The following is a 13,996-nucleotide window of genomic DNA, read 5'->3' on the forward strand; positions in this document are numbered from 1 at the left end:
AACTGGAAAAACCCCGGCCACCATTCAGTGAGCCGGGTTCTTTATTGCCGTTCCGGAATTCAGTCCAGCGCCGGGGCCGGGGCAGAGACTGGCTTCCGGTGCTGCAGGTTGCGACGCCACTGCACGGTCTCACTGGGCAGTTCTCCGAAATGCTCCCGATAGAGGGCCGCGAACCGGCCAAGGTGGGAGAAGCCCTCATCAGCTGCATACCAGGAAATGTGGGGCACCTCGCACTGGCAATCCACCAGCCTGCGCCGCACCCTGATTAACCGGTTGCGCTGGTAAAACCGGTAGGGCGTCATCCCGGTTTCCCGCTTCATCAGGAAATAGAGGTTTCGCTCGCTGACACCGGAATGGCTGGCCAGCTCCCGCAGGTTAAAGTCCCAGGCAGGTTCCTGCCGGATTTTTTCGATCATCCGGACTATCCGGCGATCAAGCTCGGGGTGCCCGCGAGGTGGCGCCCCCTCATTCCGCTCCATTGCCGCCAGTTGCCGGAAGAGGTCATCGGTCAGCTCTCTTGCGTGAGCATCGTCCCTGAAAAAGGACGAGCTATGCAGATACTCCGTGATCAGATTCTGGCAGGCGGCAAGGCGTTTGTCGCCTTCGTCTTTGATCAGGCTGTCCGGAATTCCGGCTGCCGGCCGGAGAATCATGACCCGGCCATTCCGGGGCAGGCGCAGCCTGAACCGGTCTGAGGATCGGGCAGCCGTTAAATGCAGCATGGGCTGCCCCGGCTTGCCCTGCAGAGCGATCTCCGGGTCGCCGGCCAGCGGCAGCAGAAACACCGGATCTGACGCACTCCAGCAAGTGATCTCCATGGCCTGACTGGCCTGGATACAAACCACCCTGCCCAGACCGGACGTCAGTGCCGACAGGGCACCAGCCGTGCCACTGCCTGAGTGCAGCTGACACTCCACACCATCCCAACCAGAGAGCTTTCGCAGGGCGACAAGCCACTCTCCGGGAAACGCCCGGTTGAGTCGCAGATAGGCATCAAGTTCTTGATCGGGTGCTTTGTTTGGCATAAGTTTCGGGAGGAAAGTGGTTTTTACCCACTATCAGGGCAACCCGGGCGTTTCCAGTAGCCAGATGTTGCAAAACCCCCTGAAACCGGCGCTTTTTTTGCCTGTTATTGATGTTAATCAACCAGTGCACTGCCCAATGCCTGCCAGGGCAACGGTCTGGCCATTAGAAATCCCTGTCCCCGGTGGCACTTCAGTTCACGCAACCGGCTGTGCTGATCCTCGCTCTCGATGCCCTCTGCAACCACCTCCAGGCCAAGGGCCTCGGCAATCCCCAGAATCGCCGCGACAATCCGCGAATCCCCGGACTTGCCGCCAAGCCGCCAGGTGAACTGCCGGTCAATCTTGAGCACCTGAACCGGCAGGGTATGAAGGTAAGCCAGTGACGAGTAACCGGTCCCGAAATCATCAATTGCCACACCCACCCCCTGATGACCGAATTCCCGCAGCCGGTTCAGGCATTGCGGGGAAAGGTTCATCAGGTGGGTTTCGGTAATCTCGATTTCCGGCCGCCAGCCTATCCGCCGAATGCGGCAAAAGAGCGGACCAAGCAGCCCCTCCAGACGTGAATCGGTGATCTGACGGGCGGAGATATTGATTGCCAGCCGAAGGTCCCGGGGCAGCAATCCCGGGGAATCCGGGAGGTCGGCGAGGATACAGCGCACCAAATGCCCCGTCAGCTCGTGAATATGACCACGCTGTTCGGCAATAGGGACAAACTCGGCGGGTGAGACAACGCCAAACTCCGGATGCCGCCAGCGCAGCAGCGCCTCCAGTCCCGCGATGCGACCACTGTCAAGCCAATACTGGGGCTGGTAGACCACACTGAATTCTTCCGGAGCGGTTTTCAGGGAAGCCATCAGGGCCTCCGACAGGCGCTGTTCACGCCGGCCCTGCTCCGTAGCCACTTCGCTGTAGAGGCGGTAACAGGCCCGGCCAGCGAGCTTTGCCGTGTACATGGCCCTGTCTGCGTTCTGCAGCAACTCACTGCCTGTTTTGCCGTGCTCCGGATAAACCGCCGCGCCAACAGACGCTGAAAGAAAATACTCACGGTGATCGACCACCATCGGGGCCTGGAAAATGTGGATCATGCGTTGACAGACACCGTCCAGATCGTCCCCGGACTGCAACTCTATAATGGCCGAAAACTCATCGCCCGACAGCCTCGCCACCACGTCACCCCTTCTCAGAACGCTCTGGATACAGTAGGCGGCGTGCTGCAGCACGCGATCCCCGCATTCGTGGCCGTGGAGATCATTAACCGACTTGAAGAAATCAAGATCCACAAACAGCACGGCGAACCGGCGACTGTCACGGGCGCGCCGGGCCACACGGGCCTTGAGGAACTCCTGGAACAGGGAACGGTTCGGCAGCTCGGTGAGGGGGTCGTAGTAAGCCAGCGAGGCCAGGCGCTCGTCGCCCGCCGCCACATCGCCAACGTCCGTGAACACACCGGCCCAGAATCGACGATTTCCATGCTCCAGGGGATAGATTGTCAGCCACTGGGGATAGGTCTCGCCGCTCTTTCGGCGGTTCCAGATCAGCCCCTCCCAGCGCCCATGTCGCTCAAGGCTTTGCCACATGGCCTGATAGAACTCGGGCGAGTGCAGGCCGGAACTCAGTATCGACGGTGGCTGTCCAAGGACCTCATCTGACTGGTATCCGGTGACAGCGCAAAACATCCGATTGGCGTAGACGATTCGTGGTTCTGTCGTGGACAGCATGATTGCCCTGGGGTGGTTATCCACCAGGGCCCGGAAATCCTGTTGCTGCACTACCTGCATCCGCTGCTTACTCCTTTCAGCGATCCCTGAACCTGAACCCGGCGGATCAGGCATCAGCTTAAGCCGTATGTGTCGCCACAACAGCCACATATTGCAAAAACTGCGGGGTTTAGACCAAAGCACAAGAAAAACTGAGGGTTCGCTCAATTATTGCAATAACCGGATATCGGAGCGTCCGGATGCGGCCGATAGTTGACTGGCAATAACACGAACAGCGACCCAGGAAAGGATTTTCCATGCGCGTTAACCAACCTGTGACCCAGCGAGAGCGGGTGTACCCGGAACACTATCACCTGATAACCACAACCGACCTTCGGGGAAAGATCACCGCCGCCAATGAGGAGTTTGCCGAAGTGGCCGGTTACCCTCTGGACGAGCTGATGGGCCAACCCCACAACCTGATACGCCACCCGGATATGCCGCCAGGCGCCTTCGAGGATCTGTGGCGTACCATCAGGGCCGGTGAATCCTGGCGCGGGATTGTCAAGAACCGATGCCGGAATGGTGATCACTACTGGGTTGACGCGTTTGTGACGCCGATTCGCAAAGACGGCGACATTGTCGAGTTCCAGTCGGTCCGGACGCGACCCCACCCCGACCAGATCAAGCGGGCCGAAAAACTCTACAAGGCCTGGAACACGGGCAAGGTGCCCCGGCGCTATCTGGCCGCCAGCCCTCCCCTGGCCGTCAAGCTGTTCAGCCTTTATGGCCTCCTGGCGCTGGCCATTCCGGGATTGGCTCCGGGCGGGCTCAGCCTGGCCACCATGCTGGCCATCGAGGGGCTTTTGCTGCTGGTATTCGCCGCGCTGTTCTGGCTTACCCTGCCAATGGTGCGCGGCGCCCGCTCTGCCTGCTGCGCCGCGCATCCGGCCATGCCCTGGATCTACACGGGCCGCCGGGACGAAGGGGCCTGGATCGAATTCGACCGGCAAAAGCGGGACGCCATTCTCAGGGCCGTCTCCGCCCGAATGCATGGCAATATTGGCAAACTCCACGGCCGCAAGCAGCGGACGGTTGAATGGGTTGCCAACTCGGTGGCCAGCATCCGCAGTCAACAGGGTGAGATACAGGATATCAGCCGGGCGTTTGAGGAGCTGGCCGAGAGTGTCCGCCGGGTCAGCGAACTGACCACCCGCAGCCACCAGGCAACTGACGATGCACGCCAGTCCGCCGGACAATGGCGTGACCAGATGCGGTCAATGAATCAGTCGCTTTCCGGGCTGAAAAACCAGCTCTCCGCAGCCAATGAACGCATGACGACCCTGTCCGAGAAAAGCGATGCCATCGGCATGGTTCTGGACGTTATCTCGGACATCGCCGAACAGACCAACCTGCTGGCACTGAACGCCGCCATTGAAGCAGGCAGAGCGGCTTCTGGAACTCGGCAACCGGTCGGTCCGGAGCAGCGAAAACGCCCGGGAAGAATCGGAGCATCTCGGCAACAATGTCGACCAGGCGCAGCTGCTGACCAGCCATTTTCTGCAGATGTTGTGTGACCGACTGTTGCCGACGCCGGCGGCGGAGAAAAGGCAACGATTCCCCGAGCCAACGCAATAAGGTAGTCTGGCGATCAACCCTCTGAAAAACCATGGAAGATCGCTGAAACCGTGACTCTTGGAACCCTGTTCTGGCTGTTTGTGGCCGGATTCGCCGTCTGGTACTGGTGGCGCGCCAAAGCCATCAAGGATTTTGTACTTCAGGCCGCCCGTCGCTACTGCAAGACTATGGATGTCATGCTTCTGGACGATGCTGTATTCCTTCGGGGCCTCTGGTTCAAGCGCGATGATCAGGGCCGGATCCGGGTATGGCGCCGATTTCTGTTCGATTTCACGTCTACCGGCGAAGAACGTTACACCGGCCGCATCATCATGCTCGGCCAGCGCATCCAGCACATGGAGCTGGAGCCTCACCGGTTTTCCTGAACACTCCGCCATGCCCCGGCTTCACGCCCTCACCCAAATGGGCGATTCCCGCCCGCCCCTTTGGCCCGAATAATCGACAACGCATCGACGACCGTCGGCTGTAAAACGCAGCCGTCAACAAAAACAACAGGAGTCAACCATGCGTATCCGATTTACCGCAGCAGTCATGCTGGGGCTGGCCATGCTGTCCGCCTCGTTTCTCAGCCACGCCGGTTACACCCAGACCCGCTACCCCATCGTTCTGGTCCATGGCGTTACCGGCTTCAACACCATCGGTGGGCTGGTCAACTACTTCCACACCATTCCCTGGAACCTGGAGCGCAGTGGCGCACGGGTTTATAGCGCCAGCGTGTCTTTCGTCAACAGCAGTGAGCAACGGGGCCAGCAACTGGCCAACTATGTCAACAGCCTGGGCCATGCCAAGGTCAACCTGATGGCCCACAGCCAGGGTGCCCCCACCTCCCGGGTGACCGCCGCACTGATTCCCCAGCGGATTGCCTCGATCACCTCCATCGACGGCGTCAACAAAGGCTCCAAAGTGGCAGACGTGGTTCGCGGCATTCTTCCGCCCGGCAGCTATGTGGAAGGCGGGGCGGACGCCATTGCCAACGCCCTCGGCGATCTGATCAACGCCCTGTCCGGCGCCAATAACCCACAAGACGGACTGGCCGCGCTGGAGACCCTGACAACGCCCGGAACCACCAGCCTGAACGATGCGCTGGGCTGGAAAGGGGTTAACCGCAACGCCTGCGCCGGCACCAGCGAGGACGTGTGGATCAACGGCAACCGCATCAAATTCTTTTCCTGGACCGGCCGTGGCGTCTGGACCAACGTCTTTGACATCACCGACCCCTTCCTGGGCATTACCGCCCTGGCCTTCGGCAGCGAGCCGAACGACGGGCTGGTCGGCGTCTGTTCGACCATGATGGGTAACGTGATCGGTACCCAATACGACATGAACCACGTGGATGCCATCAACCACCTGCTGGGCGCCCGCTCCCTGTGGACCAATCCGGTTACCCTCTACCGTACCCAGGCCAACCGCCTGAAAAACCGCGGGTTGTGAGGCGATCATGAAACAGCCCCTCATCGGTCACCGTCGATGGCTGTTTCCCGTTGCCCTGTCGGCCATTCTGGCCGGCAGCGGCCTCTGGTACGGCATCAACGATTACCCGCCTTTGCCAACCGCCGAAGCGCCGCTTTCCAGTGCGCAGCAAACCGGGCCCGCGCGGCCCTCGCCCGGGACCCTTCCCGCAGCCGCGCCAGTGGAGGCCGGGGTTCCGCCGGCACCCAACACCACCCCCAGGTCACTAGGCCCAGAGCCTTTTGCGCCGTCCCTGGCCGGCACCGATATCGACGGCGCCCTGCAAGCGGACGCCAACGGCCAACTGGTCATCAACCTGCGGGTCCGCGACTTCTTCGACTATTTCCTCAGTACCGTCGGTGAGGTTTCGCCGGAAACAGCCATCCGCCAGATTGAGCAGATGGCCCGGACGCATCTGCCAGAGCCCGCTTCCGGGCAGGCACTGGCACTGCTTGACCAGTACCTCGCTTACAAACAGGCATCGCTGGCCGTGATGCAAACCCGACTGGATCCCCGCCGGCAAGGCGACGCCGGCTACCAGTTGGCAGCGCTGGGCGATGCCATGGCACAACTGAAGAGGCTTCGCCAATCCACCTTCGATGCCGAGGTTCACCAGGCCTTCTTCGGGCTCGAGGAAGCCTACAGCGAATACACCCTGGCCACGCTGGCCATCCAGCAGCGGGACGACCTGAGCCAGCAGGGCAAGCAGGCATTGGTTGAATGGCATCGGAACCAGTTGCCGGAGGCCCTGAAAACGACCGAGGAGCGCCTTTACGCCACCACCCGCCAGCAACAGGCACGTATCGCCGCCATCACCAATGCCAGCTCGGCGGACGCTGCCGGCCAGCAACTGACCGATCTTGGCCTTGACCCCGAGGGCGTCGAGGGCGTGGTGAGCTACCTGGAACATCGGGAGCGGTTTGATCAGCGCTTCCAGAGTTTTCAGGAGGCACTGAATCGCAAAGGCGCAAACGGACTGGCAGCACAGGATCTGGAAGCCCGTCGCGAAGAACTCCTGCTCCAGCACTTCCCAAACGAGCAGGACCGAACCTGGGCACGCCTTAAAATGCTCGATAGCAGCTGACCGGAATGTGCTCAGGCTCGCGAAAGCGCGGGCCTGAGCCCGCTACAATCCGGGGACTGGCCCGCCATTGGATACGGTGATGAATACCGAGCAGCTCAGACACCAGCAGGCAACCGGTTTCCCGCGACTGCGCTTTGCACCCGATCTTGAACAGAGTTACCGGAAAACCCGTGCATCGCTGGTCCGACAGCGGGCACGGCCCGTTTCCATCGTGGGCCTGATCCTGTTCCTGATCTACGCCGCCATGGATGTGCTGACCTTGCCCGCCGAGCTGGCCCGGGTCACCGTGTCCATCCGGCTGGCCATCACCTGCCCGGTTATCGCCATCGTGGTCTGGCTGGCTTTTCGCCCTGCGCCTTCAGACAGGACCTTTGAGCGACTCTATACACTGGCTTATTTCCTGGGCGGCCTCAGCGTGATTGCAATTATCGGCGTAGCCCGGCACATGGCGTTTCCGCTGCCCTACGAGGGTATGATCCTGATGCTGATGTTCGGCTACTTTGCCATGGGGCTGCCGTTCATTAGCGCTTCCATGGTCTCACTGGCTCTGGTTTTCAGCTATTTCATGACTGAACTATGGAGTGGCATGCCAAGCCCCGTCATCATGAGCAACCTGTTTTTCCTGATGACGGCCAACATCATCGGCATGGTGGGTGCCTGGACCAGCGAGTACCGCCACAGGGCCCATTTTCTCGACCGACAGTTACTGGACCTGATGCACCAGGCGGCCCGGGACGAGAGCCGGCGTAAAACCGAACTCATCACTGCCGCCAGTCATGACCTGCGCCAACCCCTGAATGTGATCGACATAACACTGGAAAGCCTTTCGCCGGGTTCCGGGGAGCCTGGCAAAAATCCGGTAACGACCCAGTTAAAGGACACCATCCGGCATCTTCGCCGCCTGCTTGGCACCGTGTTCGACAGTGCCCGGCTGAATGAAGGCATGATCCGGCCGGACATCCAGCCAACACCGCTGGCACCGATTTTTCGCGGCGTGGGTGATCTGATGACCGACTCGATGGGCATCCGAAAGATAGACCTGTTGATCGACCATGATTCCGGCAACCTAAAAGTTCTGGCTGATCCCGGTCTCCTGCTCCGGGTGCTTCAGAATCTGGTGTTCAATGCCGCGGAACACAGCGGCGGCACCAGGGTTCGGCTTGGTGCCAGTCGCCAGGGCCAGCATGTGCTTCTGACCGTCTCGGATAATGGTGCCGGCCTGTCACCAGACCTTAAGGACGACCTGTTTTCGCCCTATGTACGGGGACCCGGCCGAAGCGATTGCCCGGGCCTCGGGCTCGGCCTGACCATCGTCCGGGAGTTCTCTGCGCTGATGCAGGGGACCTGCGGTGTGGCCACGGAGCGAAGCGGGGGCTCGGCGTTCTGGGTACGTCTGCCTGCCGCGGCTACAGCCAACCCCGGGCCCGGGCAAGGCTCACGCATTCAGTCCGGTTGTGAACACCAAGCTGGGTGAATATCGCCTTGAGGTGGGTCTTGACCGTGTGCTCGGTCAGGCTCAGGCTCTGACAGATTCGCTTGTTGGGGAAGCCCTGGGCCAGCAACAGCAGAACGTCCATCTGTCTGGGGGTTAATGGCAGGTCCGGTGGCAGTGGCACAAGGCCACCGGGGAAATAGCCATCCCCCCGGATCACCGCCCGGACCATACTCACCAGTGCGGACCGGCCCGCCGACTTCGCCAGGAATCCGCTTGCCCCGGCCGCCCGTGCGGCCCGCACGGTATTTTCGTCTTCACTGCTGGAAATAATCACCACCGGCGGAGCCTCCCGGTAAGATGCCAGCCTTGGCAAAAGCGCCAGGCCGGTTTCGCCCTGCAGGGCGATGTCCAGCAGAACCAGCTCAAAGTCATCCTGATGGGCCAGCAGGTCGGCGGCGGACTCCACGCTCCGGACAGTGGTGACCGAAGCGGCCAACGCCTCCTGCTGCATCAACCCCGCCAGGCCCTGGGCGAACAGGGCGTGGTCATCGACCAGGAGCACCTTCGCCAGGGGCAACGGACGTTCGGAACGAACCCGGTGCCGGCCCGGCTCTGAAGTGATGGCCTCCATGGTTATGCCTCCCCCACTCTGTTTATTTTTGTTGCCGCAGACACGCCACTATAGGACAGGCTGGCCCATGGCTCCGCGGCCTGCTTAACATTTTTTACACGCTGGCCAGAAAGCCAGACATCGCACCCTGCAACTGAAACACAGATGTCATATTTCCGGAGCATTCTTTTCGTTTCTCAACCATCTGCCTAGTAAAGGTTTTTCTTAAAATGCCCCGACTCACACGGAATATTGCCACGTTATCCGGACTTTTTATCGCGACCATTCTGGCGCTACCCGCACAGGCCTATGAGCTGGAGATCCACGGCTCCAACACCGTTGGCGCAACTCTCGCCCCCATGCTGGTTACCGGCTATCTGAAAGAAAGAAGCGAAGGCAGGGTTTCAGCGAAAGGCACTGGGCAGGAAAACGAACAGATACTCTCTACTCGTCTGAACAACCGGCCAATGGAGGTGCTGGTCGCCGCCCATGGTTCGAGTACCGGTTTCAAGGCACTGGCTGCCGGTCAGGCAGACATCTGGGCGTCATCCCGCCCGGTGAAACCGTCGGAGGCGGAGCAGTTTCGTACCCGTGCCGACCTGACGGCCCTGGAGAGCGAACACGTCATTGCCATTGATGGCCTGGCGGTTCTGGTTCACCCGTCCAACCCGGTCAGTCAGATGAGCATTGACACCCTGGGGCGGATTTTCTCCGGGCAGATCCGGAACTGGTCTGAGCTGGGAGGCCCCGACCTGCCAATCCACCTGTACGCAAGGGACGACCGTTCCGGCACCTGGGACACCTTCAAATCCCTGGTTCTGGGGAAAACCTACACACTTGACGGGGAGGCCAGGCGTTACGAATCGAACGATCAGCTGTCCGATGACGTCAGCAGGGACCCATCAGGCATCGGTTTTTCCGGTCTGGCTTCCGTACACAACAGCAAACTGCTGGCGATTTCCGAAGGAAATGCTCCGGCACTGCGCCCAAACCAGTTGACCGTCGCGAGCGAGGACTACCCGCTGTCCCGGCGCCTGTTCATGTACACAGCCGGTAGCGAGATACCATCGCTGGCAGCCGGTCTGATTGAGTTCGCGCTGGGCCAGGACGGTCAGGCCCTGGTGGCGGAATCCGGGTTCATTTCCCAGAACCCCATCGCTGTCCGGCCGGAATTTGACGACTCCACGCCCGACAGTTTTCGCCGTCTGACCGGAAACTATCAGCGCCTGACGGTCAACTTCCGGTTCTCCGAGGGCCGGACCAAACTCGACAACAAGGCCCGCAGGGACCTGCAGCGGGTGCAACAATACCTTGCACGGAATGATCGATCCTCCGGCGACCTGTTACTGATCGGATTCGCCGACACCCAGAGCCATGAGTTGCGGGCGCAGATGATCTCGGAACTGCGCGCCCTGTCGGTACGCAAGGCGCTGCAAGAGGCGGATGTGCCGGACGTTGCCTATACCGGCTACGGCCAATACATGCCTGTCGGCGGCAGCGGCAGCCCCCGTAACGGTCGGGTGGAAGTCTGGATCAAGTCGCGTCAGCCCTGATCAGCCCGCCGGGGAACGCGGGTGAGAGCGACCAACGTTCGACCGGCAACTACGGCAATCACCTATCCGCTCCCCCATCACAGATATGTTTGGGTTTTCTATACTGACGGGGTCAATCTCAATCAACAGCCACTTCCAAGCAACAGACAGGGACAATGGACATCCAAAACGACCACCGTTTCGCGATCAACCTGAATGTGCGGGGCATCCAGCCCTCGGCCACCCTTCGCATCAACGAGCTGAGCAACCAGCTCAAGTCCCAAGGCAAGGACATCATCAAACTCGGGCTGGGGCAATCGCCCTTCCCGGTTCCCGATCGTGTGGTGGAGGCGCTCAGGGAGCACGCCCACGAAAAAGACTACCTGCCAGTCAAGGGCCTGAAAGGCCTCCGCGAAGCCATCGCCGGATACATTAACCGAAGTGAGCGCATGCGCTGTACATGGGAAGACGTTCTCATCGGCCCGGGATCGAAAGAACTTCTGTTCATGCTGCAACTGGCCTATTACGGCGATTTGCTGATTCCGCGCCCGAGCTGGGTGTCCTATGCCCCGCAGGCACGGATTATCGGTCGCTCGGTACACTGGCTGCCGACTCACGCCGAGAACAACTGGCAGCTGACCGCCGAGGAACTGGACATCGTCTGCCGCGACGACCCGTCCCGGCCCCGGATCCTGATCCTGAACTACCCGTCCAACCCGACCGGCTGCACCTACACCGACGATCAGCTGCTGGCCATTGCCAACGTGGCCCGCAAATACCGGCTGATCCTGCTGTCGGACGAGATCTACGGCGAAGTACACTTCGAAGGCAGACACAAATCCATCGCCCGCTATTACCCGGAAGGCACCATCATCAGTACCGGCCTGAGCAAGTGGGCCGGTGCCGGTGGCTGGCGTCTCGGTACCTTTATCTTCCCGCCGGAACTTCGACCGCTGCAGGACGCGATGGCCATCATCGCCAGCGAAACCTACACCGCCACCAGTGCGCCGATTCAGCATGCGGCCATTGCCGCGTTCAACGGCGGCGACGACATTGAAGAATACCTCAAGCAGTCCCGTCGGATTCTGAAAGTGGTGGGCGAGTACATGCATCGCCGCCTCAGCGAGATGGGGGCGGTGGTCCAGAAGCCTGAGGGCGCGTTCTATCTGTTCCCGGACTTCTCGGGTTTCCGGGATCAACTGGCGAAGAAGGACATCAAGACCAGCCAGGCCTTCTGCCAGGCCCTGCTGGAAAACACCGGCGTGGCCATCCTGCCGGCCAGCGACTTCGGATTCGTACCGGATCACCTGGCGGCCCGCCTGGCCTTTGTGGATTTCGACGGCGCCGAATCCCTACGGCTGGCGGGTGGCGACTACGCGGATCAGGAACTGGGCGACGAGTTCATCAAACAGGCCGGCCCGAGACTGGTCAAAGCCATGGACAAGATGGACCAATGGCTGAACAGCCTCTGATTCTGCCGTGTTAGACTGGCGCCCTCATTCTGCTACGGGATATCAACGAGGGCGCCATGTCTGATTCTGCTTCCCTGCTCGAGATTACCGACTTTGCTGAAACCCTGGCTCGCGAGGCAGGCGAACTGATCCGTCGCGAGCGTGCCGGCAATGCCCTGCGTACCGACTACAAACACCAGACCGAGCTGGTGACCCACGCCGATGTGATGGCCGATGAATTCATCACCGGCGCCATCCGCAAGCGATTCCCTGGCCATCGCATCCTCTCCGAGGAAACCATGCCGGACCTGAGCCAGGCCGAGGAGCTTGAGACGCCGCTGTGGATCGTGGATCCCATCGACGGCACGGTGAACTACGCCTACGGCCACCCCCAGGTTGCGGTGTCGATTGCCTATGCCGAAAAGGGCCGGGTCCAGGCCGGGGTTGTGCACGCACCGTTTCCCGGCGAAACCTTCCGGGCGACCCGTTCAGAAGGCGCCACCCTCAATGATCGTCCTATCCGCCACAGTGGCGCCACGGTTCCCCGGGACTCCCTGTTCGCTACCGGTTTTCCGTATACCAAGGACAACCTGGAACCGTTGGTCAAACGCCTGGACGCGATGATTCACCAGTGCCGGGATCTGCGCCGCATTGGTTCAGCGGCGCTGGACATCTGCTGGGTGGCCTGCGGACGCCTGGACATCTATTACGAAAACGTCAGCCCCTGGGACTTCGCCGCTGCCCGCCTGATCGCCCTGGAAGCCGGCGCCACAGCGGGTCATTTCAGCAAAGTGCCGGACGGTTACCCCGCCGACCTCTGGGGCCGGGACATCCTGATTTCGGCACCGGCGGTCTGGGAGCCGGTTCGCGGGATTCTTCGTGCGGCTTCCGGGTATGAGTGAGGTTTCGGAGCCAGCCTCTGTTGTGCAGCCTGCCGGCTTTAGAGGCAGGCATGGAATGGGAGCCTTCTTCCCGGAACCGCTACAAGCACATCCATGTGCGCTTGACTCCGGCCATCCATGGCCTCCGACATTCCGGGAAGAAGGCTCCCATCCCATGCCGACGTTACTTAGGTGATATTCGAAACCCGAACAAGGCAACATCGTAGGTCCGATTAGACAAAACCGTAATCTGACAATCGACCTACCGCTGATATATCTGATGATTCAGAAGGGATTGGTGGGATTGCCCTGCACAGAATGTTGGAGGCCAAGGATGGCCGGAAACAAGCGCACATGGATGTGCTCGTAGCGGTTCTGTGCAGGGCAATCCCACCAATCCCCTGCGCCACAAGCATCAGGCTACGAACCAGAAGCCAACTCGAAGCTTAGCCCCAAACACCTTCAGCAACCAACCCCCAACTCTCGTCGAAGTCGGTCGAAGGCAACCGCGAAAACGAGGACCGGACAAACCGTTGGATTCGGCCTTCCACGAACACCAGGACATAATCCGCCCCCCGGGCGGCACTGGTTCGGGGCCTCAGGCCCTGGCGGATTTCGCCTTCTTTGAGGGCCTGGCGCACCTGGGTTTCCAGGCGTTCGAAAAACTGCGACGCGCGTCTGCGCAGGGCGTCGTTCTCGCCCATCAGGGCATCGCCGGTCAGCACGCAGCACAGGCCCGGATTGCGTTCGGCGAACACCAGTACCAGATGCACCAGTTGTTGCAGGCGAACCCGCACATCCTCCTGCTCCTGGAGGATCACCTGGCAGCGTGAGAAAACCGCGTCTTCGGCAAACTCGATCAGGGCCTCGAACATTTTCCGCTTGCTCGGAAAATGACGGTACAGCGCCGCCTCGGTGACGCCCACGGATTTGGCAAGGCCGGCAGTGGTGATGCGGGCTCCCGGGTCGGTCTCCAGGAGTTCCACAAGGGCATGGAGAATCGCCTCGCGGCGACTGGGTTTCTGGTCAGTCATGGCAGGACAGCAGCGCTCTGATTTATCGTTGTCGGGGCCGGTCGTTGGGTGCCGGCCCTCGGTTATCTTTGAACCTGAGATCGGATGAATGCTTTCATCTGATCCCATTTTCAGCCGGGGTCAGATGAACGCTTTCATCTGACCCCAATTTCAGCCT

The 13,996-nt window shown here is 60.7% G+C and carries 12 protein-coding genes; 8 read left to right on the forward strand and 4 right to left on the reverse strand.

All coding sequences use genetic code 11. The annotated features are described in order from the left end of the window. Positions 1–59 precede the first annotated feature (59 nt). Together D0851_RS10325 and D0851_RS10330 are read right to left on the reverse strand one after the other, a co-directional pair. On the reverse strand, positions 60–1,025 hold the full coding sequence (locus tag D0851_RS10325) for a helix-turn-helix domain-containing protein (RefSeq protein ID WP_117618584.1): 966 nt from the start codon (positions 1,023–1,025) through the stop codon (positions 60–62). A gap of 113 nt (positions 1,026–1,138) precedes the next feature. Then, on the reverse strand, positions 1,139–2,806 hold the full coding sequence (locus D0851_RS10330; protein WP_117618585.1) for a putative bifunctional diguanylate cyclase/phosphodiesterase: 1,668 nt from the start codon (positions 2,804–2,806) through the stop codon (positions 1,139–1,141). Positions 2,807–3,042: 236 nt separating this feature from the next. On the opposite strand from D0851_RS10330, the gene D0851_RS10335 reads away from it, so the two are divergent. The 5 genes from D0851_RS10335 (at position 3,043) to D0851_RS10355 (ending at position 8,370) form a co-directional block, all read left to right on the forward strand. After that, the gene (locus D0851_RS10335) at positions 3,043–4,302 is read left to right on the forward strand and encodes a methyl-accepting chemotaxis protein (protein WP_227539254.1); all 1,260 of its coding nucleotides are present in this window, start codon (positions 3,043–3,045) and stop codon (positions 4,300–4,302) included. A gap of 111 nt (positions 4,303–4,413) precedes the next feature. After that, on the forward strand, positions 4,414–4,728 hold the full coding sequence (locus D0851_RS10340) for a DUF3301 domain-containing protein (protein ID WP_117618586.1): 315 nt from the start codon (positions 4,414–4,416) through the stop codon (positions 4,726–4,728). Between the two features lie 139 nt (positions 4,729–4,867). Next, complete coding sequence (locus tag D0851_RS10345; RefSeq protein ID WP_117618587.1) at positions 4,868–5,794, forward strand: esterase/lipase family protein; 927 nt, start codon at positions 4,868–4,870, stop codon at positions 5,792–5,794. A 7-nt stretch (positions 5,795–5,801) separates the two neighbouring features. Continuing rightward, positions 5,802–6,896, forward strand: a complete 1,095-nt coding sequence (locus D0851_RS10350; RefSeq protein ID WP_117618588.1) for a lipase secretion chaperone — start codon at positions 5,802–5,804, stop codon at positions 6,894–6,896. 79 nt (positions 6,897–6,975) lie between these two features. Beyond that, on the forward strand, positions 6,976–8,370 hold the full coding sequence (locus D0851_RS10355) for a sensor histidine kinase (protein WP_117618589.1): 1,395 nt from the start codon (positions 6,976–6,978) through the stop codon (positions 8,368–8,370). Here D0851_RS10355 and D0851_RS10360 read toward each other — a convergent pair. Beyond that, positions 8,303–8,962 carry a response regulator transcription factor gene (locus D0851_RS10360; RefSeq protein ID WP_117618590.1) on the reverse strand — a complete coding sequence of 220 codons (660 nt, stop codon included), beginning with the start codon at positions 8,960–8,962 and terminating at the stop codon, positions 8,303–8,305. The genes D0851_RS10355 and D0851_RS10360 overlap by 68 nt on opposite strands. 209 nt (positions 8,963–9,171) lie before the next feature. Here D0851_RS10360 and D0851_RS10365 point away from each other — a divergent pair, with 209 nt between their 5' ends. From D0851_RS10365 to D0851_RS10375, 3 genes are all read left to right on the forward strand, one after another. Continuing rightward, positions 9,172–10,494 (forward strand): substrate-binding domain-containing protein, encoded by a 1,323-nt coding sequence (locus D0851_RS10365; RefSeq protein WP_227539255.1) that lies wholly within the window; start codon positions 9,172–9,174, stop codon positions 10,492–10,494. A 155-nt stretch (positions 10,495–10,649) separates the two neighbouring features. Beyond that, positions 10,650–11,945: a pyridoxal phosphate-dependent aminotransferase gene (locus D0851_RS10370; RefSeq protein WP_117618591.1), complete on the forward strand. Its 1,296-nt coding sequence runs from the start codon at positions 10,650–10,652 to the stop codon at positions 11,943–11,945. A 56-nt stretch (positions 11,946–12,001) separates the two neighbouring features. After that, complete coding sequence (locus D0851_RS10375; RefSeq protein WP_117618592.1) at positions 12,002–12,826, forward strand: inositol monophosphatase family protein; 825 nt, start codon at positions 12,002–12,004, stop codon at positions 12,824–12,826. 425 nt (positions 12,827–13,251) lie between these two features. Here the strand turns inward: D0851_RS10375 and slmA are convergent, their stop codons facing one another. Continuing rightward, positions 13,252–13,839, reverse strand: coding sequence for a nucleoid occlusion factor SlmA (slmA, locus tag D0851_RS10380; protein ID WP_117620354.1), 588 nt, complete (start codon positions 13,837–13,839; stop codon positions 13,252–13,254). Positions 13,840–13,996 lie beyond the last annotated feature (157 nt).

The organism is Marinobacter sp. Arc7-DN-1, assembly GCF_003441595.1.
GTDB lineage: Bacteria > Pseudomonadota > Gammaproteobacteria > Pseudomonadales > Oleiphilaceae > Marinobacter > Marinobacter metalliresistant.